This is a genomic window from Streptomyces sp. 3211.6 (assembly GCF_003634815.1).
Taxonomy (GTDB): domain Bacteria; phylum Actinomycetota; class Actinomycetes; order Streptomycetales; family Streptomycetaceae; genus Streptomyces; species Streptomyces katrae_A.
The window spans coordinates 6566714-6587272 of record NZ_RBXC01000001.1 but is presented as its reverse complement, the minus strand read 5'-3'; the positions used below and the strand labels follow the sequence as shown (position 1 = coordinate 6587272).

Here is a 20559-nt window from a genome sequence, read left to right as displayed (position 1 = left end):
GGTGATGCGTTGGGAGGATGATCTGCAGGAACAGCCGGCGGGCGGCTCAGGCAGCGGCGGCCGAGGCCGTGCGCAGCGGTGCGAGCGCGGCGCTCCAGGCGATGACCTGGTCGAGCATCGTTTCCAGGGCGGTCAGGCTGTGGGCCCCGGGCTTGAAGGCGCTGAAGTTCTCGAATTCGGTGATCATCGAGAGTGCGACCTGCTGTCGTACGTCGGCCATCTGGAGCTCGGCAACGACGAGGCGCAGGTGCTCGACGGCCCGGACGCCGCCGACCCCGCCGTAGGACACGAAGCCGACCGCCTTGTTGTTCCACTCGGCGTACAGGTAGTCGATGGCGTTCTTGAGCACGCCGGGGATGCCGTGGTTGTACTCGGGTGTCACGATGACGAACCCGTCGAACGCCCCGATCTTGGCCGCCCATTGCCTGGTGTGCACGTTCTGGTACTGGCCGAACATCGGCGGCATCGGCTCATCGAAGTGCGGCAGGGGGTGGTCGCGGAGGTCGATGAGCTCGAACGCGGCGTCGTCGCGGCGCAAGGCTGTGTCGAGCACCCACTTCGCGACCTGTTCGCCGTTGCGGTTGGGGCGGGTGCTGCCGAGGATGATGCCGATCTTGAGCATGACGGTTGCCTTCTCATCTGCGGCGCTTCGTCGCGGAAGTGCGCTGTCCGATAGATCGCATGCTGCGCAGACGATCTGTTCAACAATGAATGGGCGGGTATCATTCCTGTTATGAGTGCGGAGACACCGACCACGCCGGTCGCCGGCGGTGTCGACGTCGCGGGGGACTTCGGTCTCTCCCTCCTCGTCCTGATGCGCGCGTACAGGACCGTCGTCGCGTCGGTCCTGTACGGCGTCCCGCAAGGCGCCCGCGGCTACCAGACGCTCGCCGTCGTCACCCGAGGCGACCAGCAAAATCAGCTAGCCCTGGCGACGTACCTGGGGATCGACCGCACGGTCATGACCTACCTGATCGACGACCTCGTCACGGCCGGCCTGGTCGAGCGCCGGCTCAACCCCGCCGATCGCCGCCAGCGCAAGATCGTCGCCACCGACCACGGCGTCAACACCTTCCAGGAGCTGCAGCGGCAGGTACAGGAAGCCGAAGACCGGCTCCTTGGGGCGCTCGATGAGAATGAGCGCCAAGCGTTCCGGACCCTCCTCGGCCGGATCGCCTGCGACGTCCGGGACATGGACTTGTCCACTGCCCCCTGCGACGTCACCCCCGACCCGTGCGAGGTCACCGACCCCGGGTCCTGAACCAGGTGCGCCGTTCGAGGAGGTCGGAGGGTAGTGGCGACAGGGCGGATGGCTGGACGGTGGTTGACAACAATGATCGGCCGGAAGCCAACGGCCCGGTCGTCTCGATCGCCGCGAAGACCTGATGCCGGTCGATGCAGTCAGCCGTGACCCGGTAGCCGGACATCACCGTGGCGTACGGCCCCTGATAGGCGCTGGACCTCTGCACCAGCGCGGTGAGGCCCTCGGCATCCTGCTCAGCGGCACGCCTTCGTCATGGACTACATGGGCCAAAGTATAGGAGTGTAGAGGAGCTAAGACCGTTACTCCTCACGCTGTGACAGCTTTCCAACTCCCCCTAGTCGGCGACAACTCCCGTGTTCTGGCAGGCGGTCAGCAGCCAGCGGCCGTCGGCTTGCTTCGAGATCACGTACAGCGGGGCGCCCTCGCTCTCCTCGCCCGGGGCCAGGTAACGCTGACGGACCTTGACCGCCGCGACGTCGGGGCGGATGAAGAGCACGTGGTCCACCTGGTAGGTGACCTTGCCGTCCCAGCTCGCTGAGGGGAGGACCTTGCGGGTGAACTCTGCGATCGCGTCGAATCCGATGAGGACCTTCCCGTGGGCCGTCGTCCAGATCGCCTCCGGATGGAAGAGGCCGAGGAACTCCTCGGGGTCCTTGTTCTGCTGTGAGTGCTCGACGGTGGCGACGAGCCGGCCGATCGCTTCGATGTCTGCCGCGCGGACTGTGGATTCCGTGGTCATGTGGATCATCGTCACACCTCAAGCCCGATTGAGGTCAAGCCTCCTTTGCAGGGCGCTCAACCACGGGCGAACGGCCCTCACCCGCCGCGCCACCGAGCTGCGTGCCGAAAACCCGGACTGGGTCTTCCGACCCACAGGCACCCCGTCGGAGCTCGACGACGTCGGCCACCTCGGATTCCACTACGGCCCGGCCGACTAGGCGGCCGTTCCGATGGGCTCGAGGACGGCCTCGACGTCGACCGTCACATCGACCATGGGGCTGACGACCACGCCGCCGTGGTCGACGACATCGTTCCAACTCACACCGAAGTCATGCCGATTGATACGCGTTGTGGCGGCGAAACCGGCGCGTCGCCTGGGCCCGAGGTCCCGCCCCTCCTCCCACCAAGGCGTATCCCACTGTCCCAAGTAGGTGACGTCGAAGGTTACGGGGCGCGTCACTCCACGTACCGTGAGATCTCCGGTCACCTCGAACTCGGTTCCGCTCACCTGGTGAATGCGCGACCCGACGAACGTCCAGGTCGGGTGGTGCTCGACGTCGAAGAAATCGGCGCTGCGGAGGTGGGCGTCGCGCTGGGGCTGACCGGTGTACACCTGGGTCGCGTCGACCGTCGCCTCGACGCGCGCCTTCTCCGGCTCGTCGGCATCGACCTCCAGAAAGCCGTGCACGTTCTTGAGCTGCCCCCGCACGTAGGTGACCATCATGTGCCTGGCACGGAACTCCGCCGCGGTGTGACCGGGCTCGAAGAACCATTTGGTCATGGCCATGTGCGCCCCTGACTTGCCCCTTCGACCAGGACGGATGCGATGGCGGTCACGGAGCGCGTACGGCAGCCCTGGCGGCCGACGTGCTCGTGGTGCGTCACCGGTGTCCGTTCAGGCCCTCGGCGATGAGGGAGATGCCGATGCCCAGCATCCAGACGTCCTTGGCCAGCACGATTCCCTGCTCGGTCGGGCGCAGACTGCCTTCCTTCCGCATCCCCGGTGTACGCAGGTAGAGCCCGACGGTGCCAACGGAGAACGCGGTCAGCGCAACCCCGGCGACAGCGGCAGGGACGACCGGCAGGAGCAGGGTGGCGGCAATGGCGAGCTCCCCGCCGGAGAGCAACCGTACGAACTTCTGGGCGTCGGGCTTGCCCAGGAACGGGTAGGTCGTGGCGGCGAACTGCTGCAGCCTCTCGGCGGTGGCCTCGTCCGCACCGAGTTTCGAGAGCCCGGAGTTCAGGAAGAACGCGCCGACCGTGAGCCTGAGCGGAAGTTGCCGTGCTACGGAACATCGTGCCCCACCGGAAACCATGCCGAGCCTCCCAACACTGGCCCCAGATACAACCCTGCCATCCGTTCGAACCATGTCAAACGGGGGCCGGTTCTCCCCCACCCGCCGGCCCCGCAGCAAGGGAAACCAGCTGGTCACGGCGTTCGCGAGAGGCGCTGTGGTCGCTGGCCTGCGAACACGCCCTGACGCCCTCGGGCTCCTCGCCGGACTGGGCCGCGAACCCCGCCCCCGGCGAGCTCGAACCCTCACCCGGGCGTACTGGGAACACGACCTGCGCGCCGCCGAGCGCAGCGCCCCCTTCGTCGCCTTCCCCGCCGTCGTCGCCGACATCACCGGCGACCCCGCCGTGTCCGTACCCCTGTAGTGGTCCGGCAGCGGCCTGCCCATCGGCGTCCACTTCCTCGGCCGTGTCGGCGACGAGGCAACCCTCCTGCGCCTCGCAGCCAAGCTCGAACGCGTCCGCCCCTGGGCCCCCCACTCGCGACCTGGCGCGATCCGTCCGCCGGGGCCAGCCTGGAGGAAGGACATCCGTAGTCCCAGCGAACGGAGAGGGCCATGACGGCGACGACGCGGGATGACACACCGGTCGTGATCGACGGCGGAGGCGTCGAAGTCCGTACGCAGGCGATCGGAGACGGACTGTCCGTTGCCTTCGTTCGGTTTCCGCAGGGCACCGACATGGGGCCTGCCCTGACCGGTCTGCCCGACGGCCTCTGTGCCTGCCCTCACTGGGGCTACATGCTCAAAGGGCGGCTGAAGATGGTGACGAAGGACGGGGAGGAGACCTACGAAGCGGGCCAGGCCTTCTACTGGCCGTCCGGGCACGTCCCCGTGGCCCTCGAGGACTGCGAATACGTGGACTTCTCACCCACCGAAGCCTTCACCGCCGTCATCGACCACATCAAGGCACAGGGCTGACCCGGCCCGCTCATGCCCCACACCAGCCCCGTTCGGTCCAGGCCCGCGCACGCAGCGGGAGGCCGGTTGGTAATGGCAGGCCGAATCGTCTGCCCCGGCCTTTCTGCCACCGTGCAACCGCGACCTCACCGCACGCGCTGGCGCAGCCACACGGGCGCCCGGCCTGCGGCCCCGCCGACAGGGGCGGCAGACCAGCCGGTGCCCAAACTGACTTCAGCGGTCGGACGTCTTCCCCGGCCGCTATAGGCGCGTCCCTGGACAGGCCTCATATCCCAAGCTCAGGAGGCACTTTCGCGTTTCCCCTCGGCATCCGGACGCTGCCGCAAGCGAGAGGCGGAGACTAGCGGCCGAGGAACCTTTCGACCACTGCCGCCAGGGCCTCCGGGCTCTCATCCGGGGCGAAGTGGCCGGCGTCGTCGAAGACCTCGAGCTCAGCGTTCGGATACCACTGCAGCCAGGTGGACCGCATGGTGTCAGGGCCCATCGCCGGGTCGTTCGCACCAGCCACGACAAGCACCGGGATCGGATTCCCCTCGATCCGCTCGTGGATGTCGGAGCCGCGAGTCCAGGATTCGAGGTACGAGCGCAGGGCAGCCGACGAGGAGCGTTCCGAGCCGCTCACCCTGGCATCCAGCCATGCATCGTCGTGCCGACCGCCGGTGGTGACGTCAAAGATCGTCCTACGGTTGCCGGAATCCTCCACGGCCCCGACGAACAGCTCCCACATCTCCCCTTCGAGCGGGAACCCGGACGCGGGTACCGGCGAGATGCCGACGATCGAGCGGACCCGCGAGGGGGCGTCCAGCAACATCAGCTGGGCCGCCTTGCCGCCCATGGAGTGGCCGATGACCGAGAAGGTGTCCCAGCCGAGGTCGTCGGTCACGGCGAGGGCGTCCGCCGCGACCTCCTCCATCGTGTACGTACCGGGGGTGTCCATCGCCTCGCCGTACCCACGGCAGTCCACGAAGGCGTAACTGAACGCGCCTCCGTCAAGGTACCGCCGCAGATGGCCGAAACTCGACCTGTCGCTCAGCCAGTGGTGGAGTGCGAGGACCCGCTCCGGACCGTTGCCCTGTACCTCGTACGGAATGACGTGTCCTGCTACATGGCCTGTCACAATGCTGGGTCTCCCCCTCCGGACCGGGCCCGGAATCCCGTCGGCTTGTGGATTCGCTCCAACGGCGTAGCAGCGTGAGCGGGCGACCGAAGGCGTCGCAGGCCAGATGAATCCTGCCGGTCAGGTCCACCCCGGCCCGGGAAGTTCCAGGACGATCCCGTGAGGGCCACCTGGCCGTCCGGCCGCTTGCAGCCACGCAAACACCTCGCTGGTGGCGGCCAGGAAGCACACCAGCCGGTGGAACGCGAAACTGCCCTTGTATGTGGGTGCCGCCGCCCCCTTCTCGGAGGGGCGCCAGCGTGGCGTCGAGCTCCAGGACAAGGCCGGGCAGCATGCGTCCGGCGACCCGGGCGGCGAGCACGCTGCCCCGGTCTGGGTGCCTGCAGACAGGCGGCTTCCCGAGCCGAAGCGCGGCCCGAACGCAGACAATTCAGTGCCCGCCTGTCACCGTCGGCGAGCAGCCGCCAGGCCGTCGGTGTCGAGGCGACGGAGCCGGACACTTCGGTCTGGCTCCGCAGCACGGCCAGGTCCGCAATAGTCTCTCCGCTGTCAGCGAGCATCACCGCCAGGATCTCGTCCTCGTCGGCCATGAAGTGGACGTAACCGCCCTCCTCGGAGTGCGGGGCGGTGTCCCTGACGGAAGCGATGGACGCATTCGCCAGCGCCCATCGCTGCGATCCGCCATCCGCGACATGGCGAGAGCCCCCAGGAGCCGACACCGCCAGGATTCGGACCTTCCCGGACCAGACTGCGGACCTGGGGGCTCCAAGACCAACGTCTCCCGCTGGTCAACGGCACGCGGCTGCCAAGAGAGGAAGAACCTGCGGACGCTTTCCGGAATGGGGCCCTTGGCGCAAAGACAGGGGGAAGCGCAGGTCACGGGAGGCGCATGGGTCGTGGCGGTCGCAGGTGGTCACACGAGAACCGTCCGCCGTGGCGGATCCGCAACCACGATGCGGCCGCGGGGGCGCTGCGGAGGTTCCTGGAGGGCGAGGCCGGCGGGTTCAATGCCGACCCGAACCAGAGCGTGGACGACTACCTGTGTACCTGGCCGGCCGCCAAGGCGCTCGTGCTCAGGTCGACCACCATGGCGCGATAGGACATATGCAAATTTGAGGGCGGGGGATGTGCGTGAATGCGCGTGTCGTGCACCTGCGGGCAGGGGCGCTGGTCCCCAGCTGGTCCCCAACCAGCCGTCACCCCGGCGGCCGCTCGGCGGTGTCGCCGCGGATCGAGTGCCACCGCGCATGCCTGCCAGACCTCTGGCCGGTCCCTCAAAGCGGGCTGCCCCCGTCCCGCATGGGACGACCAGCACTCGCGCTGCCGATCTGAAATCGGGGTGACGACGCAGGCAGGCCGGCGCCCCGCACGGCCCGGTGGAGGCCGGCGCCCCGCACGGCCCGGCGGGCACGTCAGCGGCGGCGCCATTCCTCGGCCAGGAGACGGTAGGAGCGGACCCTGTCGGCGTGGTCGTGCGTGATCGTGGTGATCAGCAGCTCGTCGGCGCGAGTGGCCTCCTGGAGCCGTTCGAGGTGATCGGCGACGGTCCGCGGCGAGCCGACGAACTGTGTCTCCACCCGGTCGGCCACCACCTTCCGGTCCGCGTCCGTCCAGGTGCCTGTCAGCGCCCGCGCCTCTGCCGGGGACGGGAAGGGGATGGCGCCTTCGGCCGTGCGGATGCTGCGTACCCAGGGCGCGTATCCGGCGGCCAGTTCGCGGGCCGTGGCGTCGTCCTCGGCCACGACCACGTCGGCGGACACGGTGACGTACGGGCGGTCCAGTTCGGCGGAGGGTTTGAACGCGGCCCGGTAGCCCTCGGCCGCCTCCAGCACGCTGGCCGGGCTGACGTGGTAGTTCGCGGCGAACCGCAGGCCGTTGCGGCCGGCCGTCTCGGCACTCTGGCCGCCGCTGCTGCCCAGGATCCACACCTGTACGTCGGCCCCCTCGCCGGGGACGGCGTGCGCCTCGATGCCCTCGCCGGACCGGTACTCGCCGCGCAGCAGCGCGAGGACGTCGTCGACCTGCTCGCCGTAGTCCTGCGGCTGGGCACCGGGCAGGTTCAGCAGCTTCTGCTGGAGCGCGAACCGGGGATGGGCCGCCAGGTGCGCGAAGGAGAAGCGCTCCGGGATGCGCAGCCCGTTCGGGGTGTGTCCGACGAAGGGCTCCGCCTCCCCGGCCCGCTGCGGAGGCCGGCCCGCCGAGCGGCCCAGGCCCAGGTCGAGACGGCCCGGGTGCAGGGCGTCGATCAGGCCGAACTCCTCGACCGTGGACAGCGCCGTGCGGTGGCCGAGCTGTACGGCCCCGGAGCCGATCCGGATCGTGGAGGTGGCGGAGGCGGTCAGGGCCAGCACCACCGCCGGGGAGGTCCCGGCGACACCGGGATTGAGGTGGTGCTCGGCGAACCAGTAGCGGGCGTAGCCGAGTCGTTCCGTCTGCCGGGCCAGATCGATGCTGTTGTGCAGGGCGTCGGCGGCGGTGGAGCCGGAGGGGATCGGGATGAGGTCGAGGACCCCGAGCGGGATGCCGGACATGGCCAGGTCTCCTTACAGATCGGCGAAGGGGGGATCGGGGATCTCGCGGCGCAGCACCGGCGCGATCTCGGACTGGAACAGCTCCAGCGAGGCGCGGTGGGCGGCCGGCGGGAGACCGCCCGGCTCGGCCTGCAGGTGCAGGACGGTGTGGCCGAACTGCTCGTGGTAGCGGTGCACCTTCTCGATGATCTGCTGGGGGCTGCCGATCAGCGCGGAGCTGCGCTCCACGAAGTCGTCCAGGTGCGGGAACACCGGTTCCACGCCGGCCTGTTCGTGGAAGGCGAGGTACTGCTCGAAGGCCGGCCGGTACGCCGCCACCGCCTGCTGCGAGGTGCGGGCCGCGTGGAAGCCGGCCGTACCCGCGCCCACCACGGCGAGCGCCGGGTCGTGCCCGTAGTGCTCCCAGCGCTCCCGGTAGTGGCGGATCAGCTCGGCGTACGGGCCGATCGGATGGGTGACGTTCGCGGAGAACAGCGGATCTCCGTAGCGGGCGGCGAGGTCCACGGACTCCCTGCTGGTCGCGCTGCCGTGCCACACCCGCGGGGGCGGCCCACCGGGGCGGGGCAGCACCTCGGCGTCCTTCAGCGCCGGCCGGAACCGGGGCTCCGCCGTCACCCGGTCCTCGCGCCAGAGCCGCCGCAGCAGCTCGTAACCCTCGCTGTTGCGCTCCCACTGGTCCTCGGGTGTGACGTGGAACAGCTCCCGCTGGGCCGTGCCGTTGCCCTTGCCGATCATCAGTTCCAGCCGGCCGCCGGACAGGTGGTCCAGCGTCGCGTAGTCCTCGTACGCCCGGACGGGGTCGAGCAGGCTCAGCGTGGTGACGGCGGTGAAGAGCCGGATCCGGCGGGTCAGCGCGGCGATGTGGGAGAGCACCACCGGCGGCGAGGACGACAGGAACGGCCGCTCGTGCCGCTCGCCGACCCCGAAACCGTCGAAGCCGAGCTCCTCCGCCGCCAGCGCGCTGTCGACGACCTCGCGGAACCGCTTGCGGACGGGGGTCAGCCGGCCCGTGACCGGGTCCGGGGCGTGCACGATCAGCGTGATGGCCAGGAACTTCACGAGGCCGTGGCCTGCCGCTCGCCGGCCGGCCGGACCGCCGGCACGTCGAGTCCGAGGTGGTCGCGCAGGGTGGTGCCGGTGTACTCGCTGCGGAAGACGCCGCGTTCCTGAAGGAGGGGGACGACGGTGTCGGCGAAGCCCTCCAGTCCGTCGGGGGTGAGGTGCGGGACCAGGATGAAGCCGTCGGCGGCGTCCGCCTGCACCAGGCTGTTGATGGACTCGGCGACGGTCGCGGGAGAGCCGACGAAGGTCTGCTTGGCGGTGGTGGCGATCACCAGCTCGCGGATGGAGAGGTTCTTGGCCTCGGCGAGCTCGCGCCACTGACGCGCGGTGGCCAGCGGGTCGCGGAACTGCCGTACGCTCGCGCGGCCGAGGGCGATGGTGTTCTCGCCGGGGTCGGGGTCGACGTCCGGGAGCGGCCCGTCGGGGTCGTAGCCGGACAGGTCGCGGTTCCAGACGTGTTCCAGGTACTTGATCGCGGTGGCCCCGCTGACCTGGGAGCGCCGTACCTCGTGGGCGAGTTCGCGGGCCTGGGCGTCGGTGTCGGCCAGGGCGAAGGTGGCGGCCGGCAGGATCAGCAACTCCTCCGGGCGGCGGCCGTACCGGGGCAAGCGTCCCTTGACGTCGGCGTAGAACTCCCGGCCTTCCTCCAGGGTTGCGTACCGGCCGAAGATGGCGTCGGCGGATGCGGCGGCGAACTCGCGGCCTTCGTCGGAGTCGCCGGCCTGGAAGACCACCGGGCGGCCCTGGGGGCTGCGCGGCACGTTGAAGCGGCCCTCGATGTCGAAGTGGCGGCCCTGGTGGGCGAAGGCCCCGGCGCGTGCATCGCGCAGGAAGGTGCCGGAGACGGGGTCGGCGGTGACCTCGGTGCCGTCCCAGGAGTCGAACAGCTCGGTCGCGGTGGCCAGGAACTCCCGGGCCCGGGTGTAGCGGTCCTCGCGGGGCAGGAATCCGCCGCGGCGGAAGTTCTCCCCGGTGAAGGCGTCCCAGGAGGTGACCACGTTCCAGGCGGCCCGGCCCTCGGAGAGGTGGTCCAGGGAGGCGAACTGGCGGGCCACTTCGTAGGGCTCGTTGAAGGTGGAGTTGATGGTGCCGGTCAGGCCGAGGTGCTCGGTGACGGCAGCCAGCGCGGCGAGCACGGTGAAGGTGTCCGGCCTCCCGACCACATCCAAGTCGTATATCTTCCCGCCTTGTTCGCGCAGGCGAAGCCCTTCGGCGAGGAAGAGGAAGTCGAACTTGGCGCGTTCGGCGGTCTGCGCGAAGCGGACGAAGGAGTCGAACTCGATGTGGCTGCCGGCCGCGGGGTCGCTCCACACCGTGGTGTTGTTGACCCCGGGGAAGTGGGCCGCGAGATGGATCTGCTTGAGCGGCTTGGTGCTCATGGTGTCCTTCCGGTTCCGGATCCGGGGTCAGGCCGTGAGGGCTGCGGCGGCGTAGCGGTTGGCGGGGCGTTCCAGACCCAGCAGCCCGCGCAGCGAGGACGCCTCGTACGTACTGCGGAACACGCCGCGCCGCTGGAGCTCGGGCACCAGCCGGCGGGTGATGGCGGGCAGGTCGTGGGCCATGACGCCGGGACGCAGCCGGAAACCGGTCAGGCCCGTCTCCCGCCACTCCTGAAGCAGGTCCGCGAGCTCGGCGGGGGTCCCGCTGAACGTGGCGGCGTCGGTGGGGGTTGGGGCGCCCGCGACCCGGTCGAGCCGGTCGCGGCGGGCGGCGGCCGCCGGGCCGTCCTCGTCCAGGAACACGGTGAGGTCGGCGAAGACGTGCCGAAGGCCGGGTGGCGGGGGCAGCACGGCGGCCGCGGCCCGTGCCTCGTCCAGGTCGCGCGGGGTGACGTACACGAGGTCGACCAGGGCGGCGCGGGGGGCCACCGTGCCGGCCGAGGCCGTGACAAGGGGCTGTCCCTGCGGCGGACGCGGGGTGATCGACGGCCCCCGGACGCTGAAGTGCGGTCCCTCGAAGTCGATGTAGTGCAGCTTGTCGCGGTCGACGAACCGGCCGGTGGCCACGTCCCGGATCTCCGCGTCGTCCTCCCAGCTGTCCCACAGCCGGCGCACCACCTCCACGTGGTCGGCGGCCTCCTCGGCCAGCTCGCCCACCGGCGCGGGGAACTCGCGGCGCCCGAAGTGCCGGGCTTCGTACGGCAGTCCGGAGGTCTGTACGCGCAGGCCCGCCCGGCCCCGGCTGACGTAGTCGAGCGTGGCGATCGCCTTCGAGATGTGGAAGGGCTCGGTGTGCGTGGCCGTCACGCTCGGGACCAGACCGATGTGCCGGGTCAGCGGCGCGATCCGGGCGGCGGTCAGCACCGCGTCCAGCCGCCCGCGCACCCGGTCCGTGCGCGCGTCGGGTTGCGCCGCCGCGGACGACTGGAGGGCCAGACCGTCCTCGAAGGTGACGAAGTCCAGCAGCCCGGCCTCCGCCTCGGCGACGACGTCGGCCCAGTACCGGGCCGTGAACAGTTCAGCGGGCCGGGCGCCCGGCTCCCGCCAGGCAGCCGGGTGCCAGCCGGCGCCGTCGAGCGCGACGGCGAGGTGCAGTTCGGACACGTCGAACAACGCCTTTCTGATCGACCGTGGTGAAGGAAGGAAAAGAAGGGGTAGGAGGGAAAACGGGTCCGGGAATTCTTCCGGACCGGCTCGGAAAAACGCTACGGCGTACGGAACAGCGGCACAATGACCGCAGTATTAAGGGAATTTGGCAGCCTTGTTGCCCGGTGTCCGGACCGCGAGGAACAGCGGCCGCCTGCGCAGCGTGAAGCCGATCGACTCGTACAGCCGGATCGCCGCGGTGTTGGACGCCCCGGTGTGCAGGAACGGCACCTCCCCGCGTTCCCGTATGCCCGCGGGCACCGCGCGCACCAGCCGGGTCGCCAGCCCCCGGCCCCGGTGGCCGGGGTGGGTGCACACCGCGCTGATCTCCGTCCAGCCGGGTGGCCGAAGCCGCTCCCCCGCCATCGCGATCAGCCGGCCCTCGTGGCGGATCCCGAGGTACCTGCCCAGTTCCACGGTCCGGGGCAGGAACGGGCCCGGCTGGGTGAGGGCGACGAGGTCGAGCATCTCCGGTACGTCGGCCGGACCGAGGCGCACCGCCTCGGGCGCCGGTTCGGCGCGCAGTCCGGACCGCAGAGCGAGGCCCAGGCGGGATTGTCCAGGACATGGGGTGGCATCGGTGGCTCAGGAGTTGGTCAGGGGCAGGCCGGGCGGATTGACCTCGGAGGTCTTCACGGCCTCCTCGGACAGGTTCCAGGCCGCCAACAACTTCGCGTACTGCCCGTTCTGGATCAGGTGGTTGATCGTGGCCGCGACGGGCCCGGCCAGCCCGCTGTCCTTCTTGGCTGTCGCCGCGATCAGCCCCTGGAGGGTCTCCCCCGCGCCGGAGAACTGACCCGCGTTCCGGGTCGGCGTGCCGCTGTGGGCCGTCTGGGTGATGTGATAGGCGCTGGACGGGTTCGGCACGAAGGTGATGTCGATCTTCTTGCCGCTGAGCGCCAGGTAGGTGCTGTTGCTGTCCGGGAAGTACTTGACGTCGATGTCCTTGCCCTCGGACCGCAGTCTCGCCTGCCACTCCAGGAGGATCTTCTCCTGGTTGGTGCCCCGGGCCACCGCGACCGTCTTGCCCGCGAGGTTGCGGTAGTCACCCCCGAAGTTCCAGGGGTTGTCCTTCAGCACCTCGAAGGCCAGGTTGTCCTGCCGGTACGAGGCGAACTCGTACTTCTTCTTCCGCTCCTCGGTGACGGTGACGTTGGTGAAGCCCACGTCGACCTTGCCGCTGTCGATGCCGACGAACAGGTTCTCCCAGGTGGAGTTCTTCACCACCGGCTTCAGCCCGAGCGTTGCGGCCACCAGCCTTCCGAGGTCCGGCTCCGCGCCGGTCAGGGTCTTCTGGTCGGTGCCGACGTACGCCAGCGGCGGGAACCCGGCGGGCAGCGCGCCCACCCCGATGACCAGTTCCCCCCGATCCCGGACGGCCCCGGGCAGTTTCGCCCGGAGGGACTCCTCCACCGGGACGGTGAGGTCGGTCTGCTGCGCGGCGCCGTTGGACAGGGCGCCGACGGTGACCGTGGCGGTGCCCGCCGGGACACCGGTCCCGCCGGCTGCGGTGGCTGCGCTCTTGCCGCCGCAGGCGGTGAGCCCGGCGACGAGGGTCGCGGCGGCGGCCGCGGTGGCGAGGGCTCTGCGCAATGGCTTCAGGCGGTGCATGGGTGACGTTCCTTCGACTCGCGGGTCAGGGTTAGGGGGCGGGGTACGCGGTCAGAGCACGTTGCTCAGGTACTCCCGGGTCCGGGGGTGGACCGGGTTGTCCAGGACCTGCTCGGGCGGGCCCTGCTCGACGATCCGGCCGTCGTCCAGGAAGACGATCTCGTCGGCGACTTCGCGGGCGAAGCCGATCTCGTGCGTGACGATCAGGAGGGTGGTCCCGCCGCCGGCCAGGTCCTTGATGACGGCCAGCACCTCGCCGACCAGTTCCGGGTCGAGCGCGGAGGTCGGCTCGTCGAAGAGGATGACGCCGGGCCGCAGCGCGAGCGCGCGGGCGATGGCCACCCGCTGCTGCTGCCCGCCCGAGAGCTGCCGCGGGTAGGCGTCGGCCCGGCTGCCGAGACCGACCCGTTCCAGCAGCTCACGGGCGAGCGCACGGGCCTGCGGCCTGGGCAGCCGTCCGGTCGCCACCGGCGCGGCGGCCACGTTGTCGAGCACGGTGAGGTGGGGGAAGAGGTTGAAGTTCTGGAAGACGAAGCCGATCCGCGCGCGCTGGGCGAGGATCGCGCGTTCGCTCAGCTCCTTGAGCCGTGTCCCGTGCCTCCGTACGCCGACCAGCTCGCCCCCCACGCTGACCTGGCCGGCCTCGGGCTTCTCCAGGTGGTTGACGACCCGCAGCAGGGTCGACTTGCCGGAGCCGGAGCGGCCGATCACCACGGTGACCGTGCCCGGCGGGACGTTCAGGCTCACCCCGTCCAGGACCCGCCGGTCGCCGTACCACTTGTGCACGTCGTGCACCTCGATGGCGGCGGGTGGACCCGTCGTGGCGGTGGTGGTCATCGCGCGGTCTCCTTCCGGAAGCGTGCCCGCAGCTCGCGCAGGCCCGCCCGGGCCCGCTGCAGGGGGGTGGGCGGCATGGTCCGCAGTGCCCCGCGCGCGTAGTACCGCTCGACGTAGAACTGCACGACGGACACGACGCTGGTCAGGACCACGTACCAGGCGGTGGCGACCAGCAGCAGCGGCACCACGTCCCCGGGGTAGGTGGCGCCCAGGCTCTGCACCGAGCCGAACAGGTCCAGCAGTGACACGTAGAACACCAGCGAGGTGGCCTTGACGAGCCCGATCAGCTGGTTGACGTAGCTGGGCACGATGGAGCGCAGGGCCTGCGGGAACACGATCCGGGCGAACTGGTAGCGCTTGGGCAGTCCGAGCGCGGCGGCGGCCTCGTGCTGGCCCTGGTCCACGGAGAGCAGCCCGGCCCGGACCACCTCCGCGGCGTACGCCGCTTCGACCAGGCTCAGTCCCACGACCGCCACGGCCATGTCGGTGGCCAGCTTCGACTCGTCGAAGGTGACGAGGGCCGGACCGAACGGCACCCCGAGGCTCAGCGTGGGGTACAGGGCGCCCAGGTTGTAGAGGAAGAGCAGGACGACGATCAGCGGCACGGAGCGCAGCAGCCAGATGTACGTCCAGCTCACCGTCCGCAGTACCGGGCTGGGCGACAGCCTGCCGAGGGCCAGCAGGATGCCGCCCAGCAGCCCCAGGACCGCGCTGGACGCGGCCACCTGGAGTGTGACGAGCAGACCGTCCAGGATCACCGGCCGGGTGACCCAGTACGCGAACCGGTCCCACTGGTAGAAGGGGTTGGTCAGCAGCCCGTGCGCGGCCTGGGAGGCCAACACCAGCACGACGACGGTGGCGACCCACCGCCCGGGCCGCCGCAGCGGCAGCACCCGCTCTGCCGGAGCGGGCGGACCGGACCGTCCGGAAGGGCCGGACGGCGCGGTCAGGAGAATCGATTCGGTCAAGGACACTCCCGCAGGCTCGGTCATATTCGGAATTCCGGGAACGGGTATCGGGCCGGCTGTAGCGGCGAATTCACGGGCGGGACACACAACGCCTCCGCCGGAAACAATGCACAGCGGTTCATTCGAATGCGGCGGCCGCCTCGCGCAGCGCGCGGGCCACCAGTTCCGGGGCGTACGGCGCCTGCGCGCCGGGCGTGTACGTCACGGATCGCAGGCCGCCGGTGTAGCGGAAGCCCCGGTGGCGCTCGTACACCGGCCAGGAGACCGGCGACTTGCGGTCCACTCCCACGCTGATGCCCTGGAGCGGGGCCATCCCGATGAGCTGGTGCACGCTGCCGGCCAATCGCCCCGTCTGCACTCCGTCGACCAGCAGCCGGAACTCCCAGCGCAGGCCCTCCAGCGCGGTGGCCGACAGGGTGACGGTCCGTCGTCCGACGGGCAGCGGACCTGCGTCGGCCTCGTGCAGCCTGCCGTACTCGTTGTAGGCGAAGCGCAGCCGCCCGTCTTCGACGTACAGGCTGTAGCCGCCGCCCTGGTCACCGTGCGACACCAGCACGCCCTGGTCGCCGGCGCCGTGCTCGTCGAGCTCGACCGAGATGTCGAAGGAGCGGAATGAGATCAGCCGGGACGACCGGTAGCGCTCCAGCTCCGGGGTGCCCGGCAGGAGCGTGAGGGGGCGGTGGAACCGCTCCTCGGCGGGATGGCGCCGGGCGAGCGCCCCGCTGCCGTCGGAGAGGGGGAAGACGCCGTTGCGCCAGGCCGCCGCTTCCCAGGCCGCGGCCAGCTCCTTCACCACCTCCGGGTGGTCGGCGGCGACGTCGGTGGTCTCGGTCGGGTCGGTCGTCAGGTCGTACAGCGCCCATTCGCCGTCGTCGTACGGGGCGCCCGGCCGGTGCAGGGTGACCAGCTTCCAGCCGTCGCGGTAGTAGCTGCGGTTCCCGGACATCTCGCAGTACTGCTCGGTGTGCGCGCCCGGGGCCCTGGCGTCGCGCAGGACGGGGGTGAAGCTGACCCCGTCCAGCTCTTGCGCGGGGCGCGAACGCCACTGCCCGGGCCGCCGTACGCCCGCCAGGTCCAGGAGGGTGGGGGTGACGTCGGTGACGTACTGGTACTGGTGGCGGATGCCGGGGTCGTCACCGCCGCGCCGCAGCCCGTCCGGCCAGGAGATGACGAACGGGACGCGCACCCCGCCCGCGTAGGTCTGGCCCTTGTACAGCCGGAACGGGGTGTTGGAGGCCATTCCCCAGCCGCGCGGGTAGTGCACCAGGCTCCGCGGGCCGCCGATGAGCTCGGTGTCCCGTGCGACGTCCGGGTCCCAGTCGTCGGGGACGGGCTGGTGGACGAAGCGGCTGAAGTAGCTGCGGGTGCCCTCGGCCCCGCCCTCGCCGGTGCCGCCGTTGTCGGAGGTGAACAGCACGATGGTGTTGTCGAGTTCACCGAGGGCACGCAGGGTGTCGGTGAGCCGACCGAGGTTCTGGTCGATGTTGGCGACCATCGCCGCGTACACCTCCATGTAGCGGGCGTAGCGTTGCTGCTGGTCGGGCGTGAGCTCCTCCCAGGGGCCGACGTCGAAACCGGCCTCGGAGTTGCGGTCCGGGAGGGCCGTGCCCGCGGGGAACAGGCCGTCGGCGATCTGGCGGGCGAAGCGGGTGCCGCGCAGCGCGTCCCAGCCGCCGTCGTAGCGGCCGCGCTGCCGCTCGATGTCCTCGGGCTTGGCCTGGAGGGGACCGTGGACGGCGTTGTGCGCGAGGTAGAGGAAGAACGGCTTGTCGGGGTCGTGCGCGCGCAGCGACTTCACCATGGCGATGGCCTCGTCGGTGATGTCGTCGGTGTAGTAGTAGCCGTCGGGCAGTTCGTCGATGTCGAGTGGGCTGTTGTCGCGGACCAGTTGGTGGGGATGGAACAGGCTGGTCAGGCCCTCCAGCACGCCGTAGTACCGGTCGAAGCCCTTCTGCAGCGGCCAGTTGTGCCGGTCGTCGGCGGCGTTGGAGGCGGAGTCGCGGGTCAGGTGCCATTTGCCGACCGCGTAGGTGGCGTATCCCGCCTCGTGCAGCACCTCGGCGAGGGTGGGGACGTCCTGGCCGATCTCCATGCCGTAACCGGGGAATCCCGGGTCGGAGTTGGCGACCGTCGAGTACCCGACGCGGTGCGGGTTGAGGCCCGTGAGCAGGGCCGCCCGGGCGGGGGAGCACAGCGGCATGGTGTGGTAATTGGCCAGCCGCAGGCCGTTCGCGGCCAGCCCGTCGAGCACGGGGGTGGCGATCTCGGCGCCGAAGGGGCCGATGTCGCTGTAGCCCATGTCGTCGACGAGGACCACGACGATGTTCGGGGCGCCGCCGGGCGTGCGCCGCGGCGGCCAGGCGGGTTCGGACTCGGCGAAGGTGCGGCCCACGTGGCCCGCGAACCCCTCGTACGGGTCGCGACGGTTCGGGATACCGGTCGGCTCGGTCACGGGCGGGCCTCACTGCCGCGGCGGTTGAACGGCAGTCGGCCGAGGACCACCGCCATACCGCAGGTGTCGGTGAGCGCGGAGAACACCAAGCCCGCGGCGATCGCCACGGACAGCAGCTGGAAGACCGGGTGCACGAACAGTCCGAGGAGCAGGCCGAGCAGCACGAGGGCGCCCGCGGTGAAGCGGACCTGGCGTTCCATTCCCCACACGGCCCGGGCCGGGCCGTCCGGGGAATGGAGGCCGTGGCCGGCGGCCGTCCAGGCGCTGGTGCCGCCGGTGAGGCTGGCAGCGGGGACCCCGTGCGCGGCGAGGGCCGCCGCGGCCTTCCCGGATCGGGCTCCGGAGGCGCACACCAGCAACAGGGAGCCCCGCTCGGCGGCCTGCCGGAGCTCGGGCAGGCTCCGCTCGATGCGGTCGAGGGGGACGTTGACGGAGTCCGGCAGATGACCGGAGGTGAATTCGCCGGGGGTCCGGACGTCAACGACGGTCAGCTGGGGCAGGCGGGCCTTCGCTTCGCCGACGCTGAGGGTGGGGGAAACGCTCATGGCGGAACTGTTCCTTGGCTGAGTCGGAACGGGCACGGCCTACCGGGTCCATGGGGCCCAGGCCGTGCCGGGGATGTTAGGCACTTCCGGGCCGCCCGGACGGGAGGCCCGGACGACTGCCATGAGGTCGCCATGCAGCGGCAACAACCGGGGCTCGCCCGGACGTCTCCATGGGGCGTTCATCGTCGATGCCGTGGGACACCGGCGGGGCACGGGGACGGTGGCGGACGTCCGGCTGGACGACGGGTGCGCCAGGGCGAGCGAAGGAAACGGCTCCGCGGCGCAGGGCGCCGACACATGTTCTTCATGCCCCGTGCATGGAACAGGTCTGGTTCGCCGACCCATGATCGGCTGAACACCCGCAGCCGCCATCGAGGAGCAGTCACCCATGCCCAGCCGCCGTACCTTCCTGGCCGGTTCGTCCGCCGTGCTCGGCCTGACCGCCGCCACTACCACCGTCGCCGGGCCGGAGCAGGCAGCGGCCTCGGTGGCGGTCCCGGAGACGGGGGACGGCCAGGTCAGCAGGCCTCCGAACTTCGTCGTCGTCCTTGCGGACGACCTCGGCTACGGCGAACTCGGCGCCTACGGCCAGAAGCTGATCACCACACCCCGCCTGGACCGGCTCGCCGCCGAGGGACTGCGCTTCACCGACGCATACTCCACCGCCGCCGTGTGCGCGCCCTCCCGCTGCTCCCTGCTGACCGGACTGCACACCGGCCACTCCACCGTGCGTGCCAACCCCTCGTCAGGCGGCCAGGGTTCGCTCACCGCCGCCGACACCACCTTCGCCCAGGTGCTCCGGGCCCGCGGCTACCGGACCGCCGTGATCGGCAAGTGGGGCTTCGGACCGGAGACGGCCGGCCAGGAAAGCCATCCGGCCGCCCGCGGGTTCGAGGAGTTCTACGGCTACATCGACCACGGCCACGCCCACGAGTACTACCCCGAGTACCTGTGGCACAACGACGCCAAGGAACCCATCGCCGCCAACGCCGGCGGCGTCAAAGCCGTGTACGCCCCCGACCTGCTGGAGCAGCACGCCCTGGAGTTCATCGACGCGCACGCCGACGAGCCGTTCCTGCTGCTGCTCACCCCGAACGTGCCGCACGCACCCAGCGACATACCCGACACCAGCGCGTACGCCGACCGCGGCTGGACGGCCGCGAACAAGGGGCACGCGGCCCAGGTCAGCTACTTCGACGCGCTCGTCGGCAAGGTGGTCGACCGGCTCCGCGCCCGCGGGCTGGAGCAGGACACCGTCGTCCTCGTCACCAGCGACAACGGCCCCCACGAGGAGGGAGGGGTCAACCCCGACCTCTTCGACGCGAACGGCCCGCTGCGCGGCTACAAGCGCAACCTCTACGAGGGCGGGGTACGGGTCCCGCTCATCGCCTGGGGCCCCGGCCGCGTCAGGCAGGGCACCAGCGACCGTCCGACCCCGCTGACCGACGTGCTCCCCACCCTGGCCGAGCTCGGTGGCGCCCCCTCCCCCACCGATGTGGACGGCCTGTCCGCCGCTCCCCTGCTCTCCGGCAGCGCCGACTCGGCCCTCCACGGACACCTGTACTGGTTCCGCGACGAGTGGGGCGTCACCAGCCGGGCCAACGCGCAGGACAACAAACGCGCCACGTGGCTGGCCGAGGCGGTCCGCCGGGACAACTGGAAGGCCGTCCGCTTCGCCCCCGAGCGGGACCACAGCCTCCCCGACGACAAGTGGCAGGTGGAGCTGTACGACTTGGCCACCGATCCCGGCGAGACGCGCAACGTCATCGACAAGCACTCGTCCAAGGCCGGCGAACTCGTGGCGCTGATGCGCTCCTCCTGGAAGGACACCTATCCCCGCACACCGTTCGGCACGCGGCTGACCCTGCCCAGGCTGGCCGTCCCCGGTGAGGCGTTCACCGTGACCGCCACACTGGACAACGGCTCCGCGCGGCCCTGGACCAACGCCGCGCTCGCCCTGCGCGCCCCCACCGGCTGGACCGTGGCCCCCGCCTCCCCGGCCACGGCGGACCAGCTCGCCGCCGGCGGACGCCTCACCACCTCCTGGCAGGTGACCCCGCCCGCGAACGCCACCCCGGCGACCGCGTGGGCGCTCACCGCGGAAGGCACCGCCGACACTCCGTCCGGGCCGGTCCGCTACCCGGCGACGGGCACCGTCCCCACCCCGCCGCCCGCTCCCGTCCGCGACTCCTACCTCTCCGACCTCACCTGGATCAGCGCCACCAACGGCTGGGGGCCGGTGGAGCGCGACACCTCCAACGGCAAGAACGCCGCCGGCGACGGCCCGCTGATCTCGTTCGGCGGTACGACGTACCCCAAGGGCCTGGGCGTCCACGCGCCCAGCGACATCGCCTACCACCTCGGTGGTGCTGCCGTCCGGTTCACGTCCCTGGTCGGTATCGACGACTTCTCCGCCCAGCAGAGCAGCGCCGGTGCCACCCGGGCCAAGGTCTACGGCGACGACCGCCTGCTCCTCACCACCCCCACGCTCACGGCGGCCACCGGCCCGGTCCGCGTCGACCTGGACGTCCGCGGGGTACGTGTACTGCGCCTCGTGGTCGAGGACGCCAACAACCGCACCTCCTTCGACCACACCTCCTGGGCCCTGGCCCACGTCACAGTGGAGTGAACCCTCCAGCCCACATGCCGGAGAA

Annotated in this window: 19 protein-coding genes and 1 pseudogene; 5 read left to right on the top strand and 15 right to left on the bottom strand. The window is 70.7% G+C overall.

From position 1 onward, the window contains the following. Positions 1-46 precede the first annotated feature (46 nt). The gene (locus BX286_RS30255) at positions 47-622 is read right to left on the bottom strand and encodes an NADPH-dependent FMN reductase (RefSeq protein ID WP_121016890.1); all 576 of its coding nucleotides are present in this window, start codon (positions 620-622) and stop codon (positions 47-49) included. Between the two features lie 111 nt (positions 623-733). Between BX286_RS30255 and BX286_RS30250 the strand changes: the two genes are divergently transcribed. Beyond that, on the top strand, positions 734-1261 hold the full coding sequence (locus BX286_RS30250; RefSeq protein WP_079430667.1) for a MarR family winged helix-turn-helix transcriptional regulator: 528 nt from the start codon (positions 734-736) through the stop codon (positions 1259-1261). A gap of 337 nt (positions 1262-1598) precedes the next feature. On the opposite strand, the gene BX286_RS30240 is transcribed toward BX286_RS30250, so the two are convergent. The 3 genes from BX286_RS30240 to BX286_RS30230 all read right to left on the bottom strand — a co-directional run bounded on the left by BX286_RS30240 (position 1599) and on the right by BX286_RS30230 (position 3300). Continuing rightward, the gene (locus BX286_RS30240; protein ID WP_398898834.1) at positions 1599-2012 is read right to left on the bottom strand and encodes an SgcJ/EcaC family oxidoreductase; all 414 of its coding nucleotides are present in this window, start codon (positions 2010-2012) and stop codon (positions 1599-1601) included. A gap of 186 nt (positions 2013-2198) precedes the next feature. Beyond that, positions 2199-2771 (bottom strand): YceI family protein, encoded by a 573-nt coding sequence (locus BX286_RS30235; RefSeq protein ID WP_079430665.1) that lies wholly within the window; start codon positions 2769-2771, stop codon positions 2199-2201. A 94-nt stretch (positions 2772-2865) separates the two neighbouring features. Next, positions 2866-3300 (bottom strand): hypothetical protein, encoded by a 435-nt coding sequence (locus tag BX286_RS30230; RefSeq protein WP_079430664.1) that lies wholly within the window; start codon positions 3298-3300, stop codon positions 2866-2868. A gap of 136 nt (positions 3301-3436) precedes the next feature. Here BX286_RS30230 and BX286_RS37060 point away from each other — a divergent pair, with 136 nt between their 5' ends. Both BX286_RS37060 and BX286_RS30220 read left to right on the top strand, forming a co-directional pair. Continuing rightward, complete coding sequence (locus BX286_RS37060) at positions 3437-3643, top strand: hypothetical protein (RefSeq protein ID WP_222842062.1); 207 nt, start codon at positions 3437-3439, stop codon at positions 3641-3643. Positions 3644-3834: 191 nt separating this feature from the next. Next, positions 3835-4197, top strand: a complete 363-nt coding sequence (locus tag BX286_RS30220; protein WP_079430663.1) for a hypothetical protein — start codon at positions 3835-3837, stop codon at positions 4195-4197. Between the two features lie 340 nt (positions 4198-4537). Here the strand turns inward: BX286_RS30220 and BX286_RS30215 are convergent, their stop codons facing one another. Further along, on the bottom strand, positions 4538-5314 hold the full coding sequence (locus tag BX286_RS30215; protein WP_121016885.1) for an alpha/beta fold hydrolase: 777 nt from the start codon (positions 5312-5314) through the stop codon (positions 4538-4540). Positions 5315-6203: 889 nt separating this feature from the next. Between BX286_RS30215 and BX286_RS30210 the strand changes: the two genes are divergently transcribed. Then, on the top strand, positions 6204-6413 hold the full coding sequence (locus BX286_RS30210; protein WP_121016883.1) for a hypothetical protein: 210 nt from the start codon (positions 6204-6206) through the stop codon (positions 6411-6413). 313 nt (positions 6414-6726) lie between these two features. Here BX286_RS30210 and BX286_RS30205 read toward each other — a convergent pair whose 3' ends face one another. From BX286_RS30205 to BX286_RS30160, 10 genes and pseudogenes are all read right to left on the bottom strand, one after another. Beyond that, complete coding sequence (locus BX286_RS30205) at positions 6727-7845, bottom strand: LLM class flavin-dependent oxidoreductase (RefSeq protein WP_121016881.1); 1119 nt, start codon at positions 7843-7845, stop codon at positions 6727-6729. A 12-nt stretch (positions 7846-7857) separates the two neighbouring features. Then, positions 7858-8904: an LLM class flavin-dependent oxidoreductase gene (locus BX286_RS30200; protein ID WP_121016879.1), complete on the bottom strand. Its 1047-nt coding sequence runs from the start codon at positions 8902-8904 to the stop codon at positions 7858-7860. Beyond that, positions 8901-10286 (bottom strand): NtaA/DmoA family FMN-dependent monooxygenase, encoded by a 1386-nt coding sequence (locus tag BX286_RS30195; protein WP_121016877.1) that lies wholly within the window; start codon positions 10284-10286, stop codon positions 8901-8903. The genes BX286_RS30200 and BX286_RS30195 overlap by 4 nt, the downstream gene beginning before the upstream one ends. Before the next feature lie 27 nt (positions 10287-10313). Further along, positions 10314-11450, bottom strand: coding sequence for an LLM class flavin-dependent oxidoreductase (locus BX286_RS30190; protein WP_398898833.1), 1137 nt, complete (start codon positions 11448-11450; stop codon positions 10314-10316). A 138-nt stretch (positions 11451-11588) separates the two neighbouring features. After that, positions 11589-12023, bottom strand: a pseudogene (locus BX286_RS30185) (GNAT family N-acetyltransferase); the annotation flags it as partial. A gap of 54 nt (positions 12024-12077) precedes the next feature. After that, a complete protein-coding gene (locus tag BX286_RS30180) occupies positions 12078-13103 on the bottom strand; it encodes a transporter substrate-binding domain-containing protein (RefSeq protein ID WP_121016873.1) in 1026 nt (341 codons plus the stop codon). Between the two features lie 51 nt (positions 13104-13154). Continuing rightward, positions 13155-13940, bottom strand: a complete 786-nt coding sequence (locus BX286_RS30175) for an amino acid ABC transporter ATP-binding protein (RefSeq protein WP_121016871.1) — start codon at positions 13938-13940, stop codon at positions 13155-13157. Then, positions 13937-14932 (bottom strand): amino acid ABC transporter permease, encoded by a 996-nt coding sequence (locus BX286_RS30170; RefSeq protein ID WP_079430655.1) that lies wholly within the window; start codon positions 14930-14932, stop codon positions 13937-13939. The genes BX286_RS30175 and BX286_RS30170 overlap by 4 nt, the downstream gene beginning before the upstream one ends. Positions 14933-15026: 94 nt before the next feature. Continuing rightward, positions 15027-17360: an arylsulfatase gene (locus BX286_RS30165; RefSeq protein ID WP_187344217.1), complete on the bottom strand. Its 2334-nt coding sequence runs from the start codon at positions 17358-17360 to the stop codon at positions 15027-15029. Further along, positions 17357-17905 carry a rhodanese-like domain-containing protein gene (locus BX286_RS30160; protein WP_121016869.1) on the bottom strand — a complete coding sequence of 183 codons (549 nt, stop codon included), beginning with the start codon at positions 17903-17905 and terminating at the stop codon, positions 17357-17359. The genes BX286_RS30165 and BX286_RS30160 overlap by 4 nt, the downstream gene beginning before the upstream one ends. 388 nt (positions 17906-18293) lie before the next feature. On the opposite strand from BX286_RS30160, the gene BX286_RS30155 reads away from it, so the two are divergent. Then, positions 18294-20534, top strand: a complete 2241-nt coding sequence (locus BX286_RS30155; RefSeq protein ID WP_121016868.1) for a sulfatase-like hydrolase/transferase — start codon at positions 18294-18296, stop codon at positions 20532-20534. The last annotated feature ends 25 nt before the right edge of the window (positions 20535-20559 follow it).